The 15,028-nt window shown below is 38.0% G+C and carries 15 protein-coding genes; all 15 read left to right on the plus strand.

The window, feature by feature from the left end:
* Window positions 1–30: 30 nt before the first annotated feature.
* The 15 genes from xerC to NTHER_RS07075 all read left to right on the plus strand — a co-directional run bounded on the left by xerC (window position 31) and on the right by NTHER_RS07075 (window position 15,006).
* On the plus strand, window positions 31–930 hold the full coding sequence (gene xerC, locus NTHER_RS07000; RefSeq protein WP_012447841.1) for a tyrosine recombinase XerC: 900 nt from the start codon (window positions 31–33) through the stop codon (window positions 928–930).
* A 41-nt stretch (window positions 931–971) separates the two neighbouring features.
* Window positions 972–1,517 carry an ATP-dependent protease subunit HslV gene (hslV, locus tag NTHER_RS07005; protein ID WP_012447842.1) on the plus strand — a complete coding sequence of 182 codons (546 nt, stop codon included), beginning with the start codon at window positions 972–974 and terminating at the stop codon, window positions 1,515–1,517.
* Between the two features lie 51 nt (window positions 1,518–1,568).
* Window positions 1,569–2,909, plus strand: a complete 1,341-nt coding sequence (gene hslU, locus NTHER_RS07010) for an ATP-dependent protease ATPase subunit HslU (RefSeq protein ID WP_414628120.1) — start codon at window positions 1,569–1,571, stop codon at window positions 2,907–2,909.
* Between the two features lie 119 nt (window positions 2,910–3,028).
* Window positions 3,029–3,814, plus strand: a complete 786-nt coding sequence (codY, locus tag NTHER_RS07015) for a GTP-sensing pleiotropic transcriptional regulator CodY (protein WP_012447844.1) — start codon at window positions 3,029–3,031, stop codon at window positions 3,812–3,814.
* A gap of 492 nt (window positions 3,815–4,306) precedes the next feature.
* Window positions 4,307–5,734, plus strand: coding sequence for a group II intron reverse transcriptase/maturase (ltrA, locus tag NTHER_RS07025; protein WP_012446632.1), 1,428 nt, complete (start codon window positions 4,307–4,309; stop codon window positions 5,732–5,734).
* Between the two features lie 387 nt (window positions 5,735–6,121).
* Window positions 6,122–6,526, plus strand: coding sequence for a flagellar basal body rod protein FlgB (gene flgB, locus NTHER_RS07030; RefSeq protein ID WP_012447845.1), 405 nt, complete (start codon window positions 6,122–6,124; stop codon window positions 6,524–6,526).
* 4 nt (window positions 6,527–6,530) lie between these two features.
* On the plus strand, window positions 6,531–6,971 hold the full coding sequence (gene flgC, locus NTHER_RS07035; RefSeq protein WP_012447846.1) for a flagellar basal body rod protein FlgC: 441 nt from the start codon (window positions 6,531–6,533) through the stop codon (window positions 6,969–6,971).
* Between the two features lie 14 nt (window positions 6,972–6,985).
* Window positions 6,986–7,276, plus strand: coding sequence for a flagellar hook-basal body complex protein FliE (fliE, locus tag NTHER_RS07040; RefSeq protein WP_012447847.1), 291 nt, complete (start codon window positions 6,986–6,988; stop codon window positions 7,274–7,276).
* An 18-nt stretch (window positions 7,277–7,294) separates the two neighbouring features.
* Window positions 7,295–8,854, plus strand: coding sequence for a flagellar basal-body MS-ring/collar protein FliF (gene fliF, locus NTHER_RS07045; RefSeq protein ID WP_012447848.1), 1,560 nt, complete (start codon window positions 7,295–7,297; stop codon window positions 8,852–8,854).
* Window positions 8,855–8,866: 12 nt separating this feature from the next.
* Complete coding sequence (gene fliG, locus NTHER_RS07050) at window positions 8,867–9,874, plus strand: flagellar motor switch protein FliG (protein WP_012447849.1); 1,008 nt, start codon at window positions 8,867–8,869, stop codon at window positions 9,872–9,874.
* The gene (locus NTHER_RS07055; protein WP_012447850.1) at window positions 9,867–10,634 is read left to right on the plus strand and encodes a FliH/SctL family protein; all 768 of its coding nucleotides are present in this window, start codon (window positions 9,867–9,869) and stop codon (window positions 10,632–10,634) included. Before fliG ends, NTHER_RS07055 begins: the two co-directional genes overlap by 8 nt.
* Window positions 10,624–11,943, plus strand: coding sequence for a flagellar protein export ATPase FliI (gene fliI, locus NTHER_RS07060; protein WP_012447851.1), 1,320 nt, complete (start codon window positions 10,624–10,626; stop codon window positions 11,941–11,943). The genes NTHER_RS07055 and fliI overlap by 11 nt, the downstream gene beginning before the upstream one ends.
* A gap of 39 nt (window positions 11,944–11,982) precedes the next feature.
* Window positions 11,983–12,423, plus strand: coding sequence for a flagellar export protein FliJ (fliJ, locus tag NTHER_RS07065; RefSeq protein ID WP_012447852.1), 441 nt, complete (start codon window positions 11,983–11,985; stop codon window positions 12,421–12,423).
* 16 nt (window positions 12,424–12,439) lie between these two features.
* Window positions 12,440–13,018 (plus strand): MotE family protein, encoded by a 579-nt coding sequence (locus NTHER_RS07070; RefSeq protein WP_012447853.1) that lies wholly within the window; start codon window positions 12,440–12,442, stop codon window positions 13,016–13,018.
* Window positions 13,019–13,092: 74 nt separating this feature from the next.
* Window positions 13,093–15,006 carry a flagellar hook-length control protein FliK gene (locus NTHER_RS07075; protein WP_012447854.1) on the plus strand — a complete coding sequence of 638 codons (1,914 nt, stop codon included), beginning with the start codon at window positions 13,093–13,095 and terminating at the stop codon, window positions 15,004–15,006.
* Window positions 15,007–15,028: the final 22 nt, after the last annotated feature.

The raw sequence follows: 15,028 nt of genomic DNA on the forward strand, positions 1-15,028 counted from the left end.
TTATGATTTGTCAGAAGGGAGAACTCGAAATTGAGAAACGAGTTGCTCGACTTTTTGGAATTTTTAAAAGGAGAAAAGAATTTATCCCATTATACCGTAGACAATTACTATAAAGACCTTACTCAGGCAGAAAACTTTTTTAATGAACAATTTGAGCTATATCAATGGGATGAAGTGACACATAAACATATTAGACATTTTCTTGCCTATTTAAAAGATAAAAACTACGAAAAAAGCACAACGGCTAGAAAGTTGTCAGCTATTAGGTCATTGTTCAAATTTTTAACCAGGGAAGAAAAAATAAGGTCTAACACTAGCGCTTTATTAGCCACACCAAAAAAAGAGCGCAAACTACCGGAGTTTTTGTCAATAGAAGAAGTTGAAATGTTGATAAATGCCCCAGGTGATGATCCTTTTGGACTCCGTGATAAGGCAATCTTGGAGGTTTTTTATTGTTCAGGCATAAGGCTAGGAGAATTATGGGGCCTTGATTTACAAAATTTAGATTTACAAACTGGTTACTTAAAAGTGACTGGAAAAGGCAATATTGAGCGGTTGGCACCCTTGGGAAGCTTTGCCTTGGCAGCTATAGAAGATTATCTTTATAATGCCAGGCCTGAATTACTTAAAAAGAATAAGTCAGTTGAAAACTGTGATGCCTTATTCTTGAATAAATTTGGAACAAGGATATCTCAGCGCAGTATTAGGAGAAGGGTAAAAAAATACGTCCAACAAACTGCCTCAGAACATAGAGTTTCTCCTCATAGTTTAAGACATAGTTTTGCAACCCATTTACTAGAAGGTGGTGCCGATCTCAGGGCTGTTCAAGAATTACTGGGACATGTGAATATATCTACGACTCAAATTTATACCCATGTTAATCAAGCCAGGATGACGGAGGTTTACAATAAATATCATCCCAGGGCTTAAAATTATATTATCACGAATGAAGTTTTAAGGTGGTGAACATTATGCTTGATGGTACTACAATAGCAGCATGTAAAACCGATAAAGGAACTGCCATTGCAGGGGATGGACAAATTACTATGGGACAAAATACCATTTTTAAACAATCAGCCAAAAAGATATGGAAATTGTATAAAGGTGAAGTCTTGGCTGGTTTTGCTGGCTCAGTTGCCGATGCTATGACCTTGTTTGAAAGGTTTGAACATAAATTAGAACAAGAAAAAGGTAATTTATCCAAGGCTAGTGTGGAACTGGCAAAAGAATGGAGATCAGACAAAGTGTTAAGACGCTTAGAAGCTCTATTACTGGTAGCTAATCTAGATAAAATGTTTATTATTTCCGGGAGTGGAGAAATCATTGAACCCGACGATAATGTAGCAGCAATTGGTTCAGGAGGGGCTTATGCTCTATCAGCTTTAAAAATGCTTTCGAAACACAGTGATTTAGCTCCTGGAGAAATGGCCTGCGAAGCCTTGAACACAGCTGCAGAAATTTGTGTGTACACTAATTCCCATATTTCCGTGGAAGAGTTGAGAGCACAGGGAGACTAATTGACAGTTCAATTAGTATAAAGAATTGACCGTAAAAGGCAGGTGATGATTATTTCAACAGAAGAACTGACACCCCAAGAAATAGTAGAGCGATTAGATAAATATATTATTGGTCAAAACAAAGCAAAGAGATCTATGGCTATAGCAATTAGGAATAGGTATCGCAGACAAAAACTTGAAGAAGAACTTAAAGAAGAAGTTATTCCTAAAAATATATTGATGATTGGCCCTACAGGAGTTGGGAAAACTGAAATAGCTAGGAGACTGGCAAAACTTATCAAGGCACCTTTTATAAAAATTGAAGTTACTAAGTTTACAGAAGTAGGTTATGTAGGTAGAAACGTTGAATCTATGGTCAAAGATTTAGTAGCTGAATCCATTCAGTTAGTAGAAGAGGAAAAGCATGAAGAAGTTTCTAAACAAGCACGTAAGCAAGCTGAAAATAGAATTATAGATTTATTATTGTCAGAGAAAAAATCTTCTTCCAAAGGTGAGCAAGAAACTGATCTGAGAACAAGAAGACGGGAAATTAAAGAACAATTGTTTAAAGGCTTATTGGAAGATGAGTATGTAACAGTTAAACTAGAAAAAGAACCGGCTCAAGATGATAACTTGATGGGAGAACAGTTTGAAGAAATGGGAGTTAATTTTAAAGAATTGTTTGGAAAAATATTACCTAAAGAATCTGAACACAAGAAAATGACTGTGAAAGAAGCTAGAAAAGTTTTAACTCGACAAGAAGCCGATAAATTAATTAATAAGGATCAGGTAAATCAAGAAGCTATTGAAAGAGCAGAAAATTATGGTATCATTTTCTTGGATGAGTTTGATAAAATAGCAGCATCTTCAGGAAAACAATCCGGTGGTCAAGATGTTTCACGTGAAGGGGTACAAAGGGACATACTTCCTATTGTAGAAGGTTCGACAGTGAACACTAGATACGGTCGAGTCAAGACTGATCACATTATGTTTATAGGAGCTGGAGCCTTTCACGATAGTAAACCGGCGGACTTAATACCTGAATTGCAGGGTAGATTCCCCATCAGAGTTGAACTGGATAGCCTGACCAAGGATGACTTTTATCGGATTCTGACAGAGCCTAGCAACGCTTTGCTAGAACAATATAAGGCCTTGTTAAGAACTGAAGAAGTAAAGGTCAATTTCACAGAAGATGCCATCGAAGAACTTGCCAATATGTGTGAGTACGTAAATGAAAATACTGAAGATATTGGGGCTAGAAGACTGCATACAATTTTAGAAACATTACTGGAAGAATTATCATTTTATGCTCCAGAAATGAAAGGTCAAGAGGTTGAGATCAACTCCAATTATGTTAAAGATCAACTTCAAGATATTGTGACTGAAAAAGATAGCAGTCGGTTTATCTTGTAAATGACTTAACAGTTTATTGATTGAAGGTGGGATTTTTTCATGGAAATGAAAAGTATTAGTGACTTTTCTATTATACTTACTAGATAAAACAAAAAATTCTATAAGAAAGGATGAAGTTTATGAGTAGTAGTTTGTTAGAAAAAACACGCAGAATCAACAGAATTCTACAAAAGGCTGCAGGACAGCCTGTAGATTTCGCGGAAGTAGCCCAAGTTTTAAGGGATGTTATCGAAGCAAACACTTACATTGCCAGCAAGAAAGGTAAAATATTGGGTAGTGCCCTGGTAGATGAATTCGAGTGTGAGATTATGAAAGATCAAGTTCTTGATCAAGGAAAATTCCCTGAGGATTACAATGATTATTTATTATCATTAAATGAAACTAGTTATAATCTAACACAAAAAAGAAACGAATGTGTGTATAAAAATGACGAACAATGTCTATTTGAAAACAAATTAACAACAGTAGTCCCGATAATCGGGGGAGGAAAGAGACTTGGCTCCTTGATTTTAGCTCGTTTCAGTAAAGAATTTCAAGACGAAGACTTAATACTAGCAGAGAATGGAGCTACAGTAGTTGGCATGGAAATATTAAGGGCAAAAGCCGAGGAAATTGAAGAAGAAGCTCGAAATAAAGCTATTGTTCAATTAGCCTTAGGAACTCTATCATATTCTGAGCTGGAAGCTGTAGAGCACATTTTTGAAGAGTTAGACGGTGACGAAGGTCTATTAGTAGCAAGTAAGGTTGCAGATCGTGTCGGAATTACCCGATCTGTAATTGTGAATGCCTTGAGAAAGTTTGAAAGTGCAGGAGTTATTGAATCTCGTTCCTTGGGAATGAAGGGAACTTATATTAAAGTTCTCAACAATCAATTGCTAGAAGAGCTTAGAAAAAGATATGCCTAATAATTTCCTCACCTGTCTTCGCTGATTTAAAACATAAACAGCAAGAAGTGAAAGGCTATGTGTCCAAAGGATGCATAGCCTTTTTATTGTGCGCCATGCATGACGATTAGCTAGGTGGTGTAAGTCCACTATGGGGGTTTGTAGTTACCAACCATTAGCCAAGAGCAAGGGTGCCCATCGTGAGGTGGGATCTGAAGGAAGCTTAAGGCAAAATTCCGACCCAAGGCACACGAACATCATCAGGCATAAGGTATGGGATGAGTTTGCAATACAAAACGAAGTCCAATCAACTACACGGACATACCAGTGTAAATGATGTGGGTACATGGAATGAAAGTTAATCGTCTTACCGTGGGAGGTCTCATGGACGTGGCAAGATGAACTTCGAACCACGGTTGAAATAAGATTTGTCATGAGAAGTCAGCAGATTCCATAGTACTTGATGAGGTCGACATCATTAAGGAAGGGATGAACCTAGGAGGAGATCAGTAAATGACTGTTACCAATAAAGGAATGAAGTGCCGCCAACTTCTGACAGGCGAAAGCTGCAAAGAAGGCTCACCGCAGAAGAATAGTGCGGAACACGAAGGATATGCGGGAGTGCACAGTTCTTTAAGGATAACTGAAAACAACATCTCCAATGCAAACTTGTCGAAGGGGAATTTGCTAGAGGAAATTTTGGATAGAGACAACATGAATAAAGCATTCAAGAAAATAAAATCCAACAAAGGCTCTCACGGGATTGATGGGATGGGAGTAGATGAACTTCTACAATATCTCAAAGAAAACGGGGACCACCTCAGGCAAAGAGTCCTGGACGGTAAATACCGCCCTAATCCCGTCAGAAGGGTAGAGATACCTAAAGAAGATGGGAAGAAAAGAAAATTAGGCATACCTACAGTGGTAGACAGGGTAATCCAACAAGCAATAGCCCAAGTACTATCTCCAATATATGAGGAGCAATTCTCAGATAACAGCTATGGTTTTCGCCCTGGACGCAGTACTCATGATGCAATTAAGAAAAGTCAACAAAACATAAATGAAGGATACAAATATGTAGTAGATATGGACTTGGAGAAATACTTTGACACAGTAAACCAGAGCAAATTGATAGAAGTGCTATCTAAGACAATAAAAGACGGTCGAGTAATATCTCTTATCAACAAATATCTAAGAGCAGGAGTAATGATCAAACACACCTATAAGGATACAGAAGTTGGCGTGCCCCAGGGCGGGCCTCTTAGCCCTATCCTCAGTAACATAATGCTCCACGAATTGGATAAAGAACTTGAGAAAAGGGGGCACGAATTCGTCCGCTATGCGGACGACCTGCTAATCTTTTGTAAAAGCAGAAGAAGTGCCGGACGCACCTTGAAGAACATACTACCCTTCATCGAAAATAAACTATTTCTCAAAGTAAATAAAGATAAAACTGTAGTTGCCTATGTAGGAAAGGTAAGATTTCTTGGGTTTGGCTTTTACAGACATAAAGGAAAAGCCAGATTAAGAGTTCATCTTAAATCAGTTACAAAGATGAGAACGAGAATAAAAGAACTCACATCTAGAAGTTATGGAATAAGCAACGAAGCCAGAGCAAAGAAACTTAGCCGATACATTATGGGTTGGGTTAACTACTTTAAACCAGCTGATATGAAGAATCTGTTAATAAATACTGACAGTTGGATGAGAAGGCGTATTCGCATGATTTACTGGAAACAATGGAAGAAAGTGAGAACAAAATTTAAAATGCTCAAGTTCTTTGGAGCCAATAAATACAAAGCATGGGAATATGCAAACACAAGAAAGGGCTACTGGAGAATTTCCAATAGCCCCGTCTTATCCAAATCCCTTGGAAATGATGTAATCAAAGGATTTGGTTTCCTATTCTTTTCGGAATATTATCGACAAGTTAAAGCGTAAACTAGGAACCGCCGTGTACCGAACGGTTTGCTCGGTGGTGTGAGAGGTCGGTAGATAAAATAATTATCTACCTCCTACTCGATTTATGAGTCTATTGTCCTAGGTCTAAGAACCAATTAGGACCTGAGAGGTCTAGTATTTTGTCAGAATATGTAATATTTTTAACAAGGTGACTAAATATGCTATTTTTTACCGAAAAAATAATATTTTTGGTAGGAATAATGTAATTACATGTCGAAGAAAAAATAAAAGTCGGACAAGGGATAAAAGATATCATTATTAAAAACAAAGCTACTATAAAGATTTATGGACAAATATAAGGATAAAGTATGATTTTTTAGAAAAACTAACTGTGTTTATTCAGCGTTTGCATAGGAGGGACGTCAGATGTTTGAACAAGCCCCTATAGGTCTGTTAGGAAATTCCCTGAATGGGACCACTAAAAGACACGAAGTAATTTCTAATAATATTGCCAATGTCAACACTCCTGGGTTTAAAAGAGGACGAGTGGATTTTGAAGAACAGCTTAAAGAAGCTATGAAAGCTGATTCCAAAGATATTGAAGGAAAAATCACTCGAGAAAAACACATACCAATTGGGAAAGTAGACTCTACGATAGAACCCCAGGTCAGGCGTGAATCTGATTCATCTATGAGAAATGATGATAACAATGTAGATGTGGATACCGAAATGTCACGGTTGACCCAAAACTCTCTTCATCATCAGGCCCTTACAAGACAGTTAAGCAGTGAATTTAACAAATTGCGTTCTGCTATACAAGGAGGGAGGTAAATAAATGTTTGACACCTTTGATATTAGTGGATCTGGTTTAACAGCAGAAAGGTTACGTATGGATGTTATTTCTAATAATATAGCCAATGCCAATACAACCAGAACTGAAGATGGCGAACCTTATAGACGACAGATGCCTGTATTTGAAACTAGAGGAAAAAGTTTTAGTGACCACTTACATAGTTTTTTGCAAAAAGATGGAGATTTTGATTCCCAAGGTGTCAGGGTCAGTAGTATTGAAGAAGATGATTCACCTTTTAAAGAAATTTATGACCCGGAACATCCTGAAGCTGATCCGGAAACCGGATATGTTCAAAAACCCAATGTTGAAATAGTTAAAGAGATGACGGATATGATTACAGCATCACGGGCATATGAAGCCAATGCTACAGCAATAGATAATGCAAAAAGTATGGCCTCTAATACATTAGATATCGGTCGATAATGGGGGGGATTAACATGAGAATAGAAGGTATTGGTGAAAACACTGTAAATCCTATTAATCAAGGAAATAAACAAAAGGCAGAGGACTTAAATTTTAGAGAGTTTTTGTCTGACGCCATTTCTAAGGTGGATGACATCCAAAAAGAGAGTGAGGTGCTCAATCAAAAGCTAGCCGTTGGAGAAGTAGATAACCTTCATGATGTGGTGATTGCCACTGAAAAAGCCGAGTTAGCTCTCAACTTAACTTTAGAAGTTAGGAATCAACTCATAGAAACCCATGACGAATTAATGCGGATGCAAATATAAAGGCGTGGTGATTAATCCATGAATGAAATGTTAGCTAATGCAAAAAATCAGTCACAGCAATTTTGGGGCAATTTATCAAAAGGTCAAAAGATAACTTTTGCCACCGCTCTGGGACTATTTATTATTGGTACCCTGGTACTGTCTGTCTCTATGCTACAAACTGATTATACAGAAGTTGCACGGGATTTAGATCCCAGAGATGCCAGTGAAATAGCTGAAATGATAGAAGATATGGGTGTTTCTTATCAAATAGAGGATGGAGGCTCTCGTATCCTGGTGCCTGAAGACGATCACGATCAGGTTAGATTAGAGTTAGCTGGCGCCGGATTACCGCGAGGTGGTGTCCTGGGATATGAAGAGTTAGATACACAACAGTTGGGACTTACTGAATCTGAGCGAGAGATGCGTCAAAAGATTGCTCTGGAAGGAGAACTTGTACGTACCATTCGTCGTTATCCTGAAGTTGAAGATGCAAGAGTACATTTAGTTCTTCCGGAAAGATCTATTTTCGAAGAAACTCGTGAAGATTCGCAAGCTGCTGTTTTTTTGGATTTAGAACCTCATAGGGAACTGACTGAACAGCAGATAAGCAGTATAGTCAATTTAGTTGCCCATTCTGTGGAAGGTCTGACACCCAAAAATGTCACATTAACATCAGGAGACAGGATGCTAAGTGACAAAACCCAATCCGATGACAAAAACAGCCCTAGTGCTGGATCAGAAGTTGAAAAGAGATTATCCATTCAAGAAGAATTTCAAAATACACTCCAAAGCAGTGTAGAAAGTATGTTGGAAAATATAGTGGGCAGAGGTAATGTGACAGCCCGAGTAAATGCGGAATTGGATTTTGACGAATTTGAATCCTTTTCAGAACTCTTTGAGCCCGTTGAGGGTGATGAAGGAATATTGGTGAGCATGCATAGAGAAGAGGAGTTTTACTCCGGTGAAGATGTAAGTCAAGGAGGTGTTCCTGGAGATCCTGCCGAGGGAACTCCGGAATATCAAGAAGTAACCGGAGAAGGTGGTAGCTTTGATTACGAAAGAATAGATGAAACTAGAAATTATGAAGTGAATAAGATTGAAGAAAGATCAAGGCTAGCTCCTGGCGCACTAAATAAATTGAGTGTAGCTGTAGCTGTAAATCAAGAACTCGATGAAGATGAAATGGATAGCATAGAAGCGCTAGTAGAAGACGCAGTAGGAATAAATTTAGAAAACGAGAACCATCAGATAACAGTTGAACAAATGGACTTTGATACTTCTTTACAGGATATGTTAGCTGCACAACATGAGAAAAAACAACAAATGGCAGCGCAACAGAGATGGATAACCCTTGGCATTGGAGCTGCAGTCCTAGTTGTTCTGGCTCTCATTGGTAGAAAGATTTATAAAACCATAAGGGATAGAAAAGAAATAGAAGATCGCCTTGAGAGAGAACAAATGGTACAAGATCAGGCAGCAGCTTCAGAAGATATTGAACCTGAAGTACCTAAAGTTCAAAAACAAATCTCCGATTTCGCTGAGAAAAAACCAGAAGAGTTTGCCAAAGTATTGAAGGCTTGGCTAGCTGAAGAATAAAGGGGTGAGACCATGAGTCCCGAAGAACTTTCTCCTAAACAAAAAGCTGCCGTGTTAATGATTTCTCTCGGCAGCGATACGTCAGCAGAGGTTATGAAGCACCTATCCGAGGAAGAGATTGAACAGCTGACCCTTGAAATCGCTAATGTGCAAAAAGTTGATACTGAACAAAGAGAAGATGTATTAAATGAATTTCATCAAATGGCTGTTGCCCAAGATTATATTTCTCAAGGTGGAATTAATTACGCCAAGGAAGTATTAGAAAGGGCTTTGGGCTCTCAAAAAGCCATGAATATCATAGATAGGCTGACATCTTCGTTACAGGTAAAGCCGTTTGAATTCATGAGAAAAACCGAGCCTAGCCAGGTAATTAATTTTATCCAAAACGAACATCCGCAAACTATTGCATTGATACTGGCTTACTTACAACCTGAGCAATCTTCAATGATTTTGTCTGCTTTACCTTCAGAAAAGCAGGTGGATGTGGCCAGGCGTATTGCAGTTATGGAACGGACATCCCCTGAGATAATTAAAGAAGTGGAGCAGATACTTGAAAGAAAACTGTCCTCAGTCATGACACAGGATTATACTTCAGCCGGAGGGATCTCTGCTATTGTGGATGTTTTAAATAATGTGGATAGGGCAACTGAAAAGACTATCTTGGAAAACCTAGAAACTGAAGATCCAGATCTGGCAGAGGAGATCAAGAAGCGATTATTTGTATTTGACGATATTGTACTCCTAGATGACCGCTCAATCCAGAGAGTGATTAGAGAAGTAGAGCAAAAGGACTTGACTATGGCCTTAAAGGTAGCAGGTGATGAAGTGAAAGATCGAGTCTTTAAAAATATGTCCAAAAGAATGTCAGATCTTATTAAAGAAGAGATGGATTATATGGGCCCTGTACGTTTGAGAGATGTGGAAGAGTCGCAACAAAAAATTGTTAACTTAATTCGCAGCCTAGAAGAAAGTGGTGAAATAGTTATCGCAAGGGGTAAGGAGGATGAAGTGATTGTCTAAAATATATAAGTCTAAAAACTTGACTCCCAAATCCCCTCTTGTCTGGAAATGTGACCATTTCTTCTCTGATACACAAGAAGATACATATATGGAGGAAGAACAATTCGAGACAGAAGAAGAAGAGCAACAGCAAGGACATCAAATTCCCGAAGAAGAGATTAATCAAATTCTAGAAAACGCTCGACAAAAGGCTGAACAGGAAGCCCAGGAGATAATAGATAATGCTCAGGCTGAAAAAGAAAAAATACTTAAAGAAGCCAAGGAAAAAGGTTATCAAGATGGGTACCAGCAAGGCAAAGATGAGGGGTTACAGGAAGTTGAAGCTGAAAAAGAACAGTTAATATCCGAAGCTAAGCATCTTTTAGTGGCTGCTAAGCAAGATTATCAAGACACATTAAAAGAACTAGAACCGGAAATTTGCCGCTTGATAACTGAAATTGCCGAGAAACTTATATCCGATAGACTAGAAGACCAGCAAGAACTAGTATCTGAACTGGTAAAAAATGGTATTGAAAGAATGACTGAACAAAATAAGGTTATAATAAGAGCACATCCCGATGATTATGCCCAATTAGAAGCAGACAAAGACCAAATACTCGAGGGTTTTTCTGACTTAAGGATTGAACTGAAACAGGACGATGATTTAAAGCCAGGAGCACCAATTTTGTTTGGGGAAAATGGACATATTGAACTAGAACTAAGTCGGCAAATAGATGAACTTCGCCGAGCCTTGGGGCAGGTGATTAACAGTGGCAACTGATGGTGTAGACTTAGATAAACTTTCTCAAACAATAAGGAATAGTAACACTTTACCTTTACAAGGAGAAGTCACCAGAGTTGTAGGGTTAACTGTTGAGGCCCGAGGCCCAGGGGCTAAAATCGGTGATTTGTGCCTTATCAGAAGTGATGATCAGGAGATTGAGTGTGAAGTTGTAGGTTTCAATGATGGAAAAATACTATTGATGCCCCTTGGTAATTTAAACAATGTGGCACCGGGTAATAAAGTGATTACTTCTCGAGAGAATTTGTCAGTACCTGTAGGTCCTGGTTTGGTTGGTAGAGTATTAGATGGTCTAGGTCGCCCTATGGATGGAAAGGGCCCCCTTACTAATACAAAATGTCGTTATCCTATGGAAAACACTCCCCCCGCTCCCCTTGACCGCAGTAGGATACAAAAACCTATTCAAACTGGTATTAAAGCTATTGATGGGGTTTTGACAATTGGAAAAGGGCAGCGGATGGGAATTTTTTCAGGGTCTGGAGTAGGTAAAAGTACACTCCTAGGTATGATTGCAAGAAATACTTCTGCCTCTGTCAATGTAATTGGTTTAATAGGTGAACGGGGCAGAGAAGTTCGTGAATTTATAGAAAAAGATTTAGGAGAAGAAGGATTACAACGAAGTGTTATTGTGGTTGCCACCTCTGACCAACCCGCTCTTTTGAGAATCAAGGGAGCGATGACTGCAACTGCTATTGCAGAATATTTCCGTGACTGTGGAAATGATGTCATGCTAATGATGGACTCTGTAACCAGGTTTGCTACTGCCAAACGGGAAGTTGGACTGGCAACAGGTGAGCCACCGGCTACAAGAGGGTTTCCACCTTCTGTTTTTGCAATGTTGCCCCAGCTGTTAGAAAGGTCTGGTACTTCTGATAAAGGGAGTGTTACCGGTTTATATACTGTATTGGTTGATGGAGATGATATGGACGAGCCCGTATCCGATACCGTTCGGGGAGTGCTAGATGGTCATATTGTTCTTAGCAGAAAGCTGGCCATGCAAAATCATTATCCGGCCATTGATATACTACAGAGCATTTCACGGGTGATGGTGGATATTACTGATACTCAACATCAAAAAGCGGCTGCCAAAATTAGTTCAGCTCTGGCAGCCTATGAAGAGGCCCGAGATTTGATTGAAATCGGGGCTTATAAAAAGGGGAGCAATCCCAAGGTTGACTGGGCGATGGAGCTAATTGACGATTTAAATGAGTTTTTACGCCAGGAAATCACAGAAAAAACTACTCTGGATGAAACCATCAATAAACTAAAGAAGTTTTTAGATGATTAATTGGTTGACTAAATGTAGGGAAAGACAGAGGTGGTAATATTGAAGAAGTTCCAATTCTCTTTGGAGAAGGTATTAAAAGTTAAGGAACGCAATGAAGAACTGAAGAAGAAAGAATTTCAAAGAGCTCAAAAATACAGGGATGAGCAAAAACAGGCTTTAGATAAACTTTTAGATAAGCGCCATGAACTGTGTGAGGATATCTTAACTAAACAGAAATCTCCTGTGAAAATAGAAAATATAACCCACTACTATAGTTATCTTTCACATCTAGATGATGAAATTATAAATAAGCGTCATCAACTTGAAGATGCCGAAGAACAACTAGAGCAAGCACGGCTTAATTGGATTGAAGCAAAACGGGAGAAAAAGGTTTTGGAGAAACTAGAGGAAAGACAGTATGAGGAATATAAACAAAAGGTTTTGAAGAATGAACAAAAGACTTTAGATGAGTTAAGTGTTCAATTTAGTTACTCCCGTTAAAAAGGAGCGAGAGATATTGGATCAAAATAATACTGGCAGTCAAAAACAGGCTCTTGCATTAATGATTATCATCCCTCTCATATTTGCTTTGATTGTAGGAGGGATTCTAGCCCAATTGTTTGGAATTATTGATATTACTAACTTTTTGGGTGGAATTCCTGTAGTAGGTGAAGTGGTACCTGACTCAGACGAAGAAGAAGTTTACTCTCGAGAAGATGAACTGGATAGATGGGCTGAAACCCTTGACGACCGAGAAAGAGATTTAGAAGAAGATAGGCGTGAATTAGAGGAACGTCAAGAGGAATTGGATGAATTAAAAGAATCCTTAAAAGAACGCGAACAAATATTGGAAGAGCGGGAGGAAGAATTACTAGATAAGGAAGATACTGTGGTAGACAGAGAAGAGCGATTAGAATCACTTGCTAATGTCTATTCTGAAATGCGGCCTCAAGAAGCAGCAGAGATACTGGAAGATTTAGAAGATGAATTGGTGATTGAAATACTGAATCGTCTCTCCAGTGACCAAAAAGCAAGAATTCTATCTGAGATGGACTCTGAGACAGCTAGAAATTTAACTAGAATGATGGGAACATAATATGAGATCAACTAATAGCAATTTAATATAGTTTTAATACTAAATAACTATCCTATGAAAGGAGGTGAAATGATGTGAATAGTGCAGGTGTAGATCTTATGACACAAGTCATGCATGCTAGGGAACAGGGAGTCAAATCAGATTCTCGACAAAAAACTGGGAATAGTAGTTTTCAAGATCAATTACAACAATTAGTTGATAATGAAAAACTTACAGATAAGGAAACAATTTTACTAGATGAGTCCGGTTCATTTACTGAAGAATTAATGAAGGATGAATTAGACCAACTTTTTTCACAAGAAGTACTTAATCAGTTACCAGATAAGCTGTCAGAGTTAATAGAGCTTTTAGAAAATCAAGAGCAACTTATTGAGCAGTTAATAGGCGCAGAAATTTTAGACGAGGCAGACTTAACCAAACTACATCAAAAATTGACTGGCCAAAAAGAAGTCTTCAAAGAAATGATTCTTGAAAATATGGAAGAAATAGACCAAGATTCAGAGGTATCTGATTTAATTGGTACTCTAACAATCAAAAATAAACATAATTTATCCCCTGAATTAAAAGAGCTAATGGACCAAGACTTAAAAGTAATAGATTTAAACTTAGAACAATTAAACCAAATAATACAGAAAGATGATGTTGAAATCGAACTAGATTCTGAACAGATGATAGAAGAGTTGACTTTGGAAGATATGATGTTTTGGTTGCAAGTTGAAGATTTAGCAGAATCCTTGAAAAATATACAATCACTACTTGACTATCAAGACATTGACGGCAAATTACAAAAATTATTTGCAGAACTTGAACAAGTGATGAATTCGTCGGACCAGATTGACTCAAGACAAGAAGCTCTTGACCATATAAAAAAGAAATACTCACAGGATAACGCTTCACAGTTATTTTCCCAAGACAAGGCTGAGTTAGATTTAGAATTTAATGAAATTCATATGCAAAACGAGGACAGCACAAAAAATATCCTAAAGGAACTGAAGAAGATCAGCCAACTTATAAACGCCCTGGGAGAAGATAATCTTGAGTCAAAAAAGTCAAAAATATTAATTACAGAACTTAAAGCTGAAGAAGCAGAGTTTGTTAAACAGTTACTTGCTACTAGTATTGCCACCACTAGTGACAATGAAAGTTCTTACCAACTAGATATGGATAATAAGAACATATTTAAACAGCTAGCTGAACTAAACCATGGAAAAGATGGTTCTCTAAATGACGCCAACTTCAATGTTACTAAACAAATGCAAGAAAAAATCCAAAATATCATGCAGGCTATTGAAAACAAAGACGAACCAACAGTTACTGAAGATTATCTATTTTCCAAGTTAGAGCAAATTTTGAGCCAAGATTCGAGTGCGAGCTTTTCACAGCAGTTCCACAGCAGTAATTTTGGAGCTTTTGCTGAAGGTGAGGAGAACAATGTTAGTGTTAATCAAATCATTGATCTTACTCAACACTTTAATAATGATCAAGATGTAAAACCCGTTGAAAAACTGTTTAGCCAAAGAAGTCAAGAATTAGTTAATAATTTACGTGAAGCAATCTTGCAACAGGTTAATTTAGAACAGGAAGGCGATACTCACACCTTAAAAATGAAATTGAAACCAGAACAACTGGGACAGTTACGGATGCAGTTCTCATATCAAGATGGTGAATTAAAAGGACATATTTTTACACAGAACGCACAAGCTCGTGATGTCATTCAGGCAAATCTGGTTGAACTTCGAAATCAGCTAGGCGAACAAGGGCTCGAGTTTAACGAACTGGATGTGTCAGTAGATCAGGAACAGGATGATGAAAACGGAGAATTTGACTTACACAGATTCAATTTTAGACAAAACATTAGTGAAGATGGTGAAGAGAATTCTCAGGATGAACAGGATGAGTTGGATTACCAATCAGAGGACAGATTAGCAGTAAACTACGAAAATAATGGCTACGGTTATAACCATGGTTCAATTGACTTACGTATTTAAGGTGTGACACTATAGGAGGTGT

This window comes from Natranaerobius thermophilus JW/NM-WN-LF, assembly GCF_000020005.1.
GTDB classification, from domain to species: Bacteria; Bacillota; Natranaerobiia; order Natranaerobiales; family Natranaerobiaceae; genus Natranaerobius; species Natranaerobius thermophilus.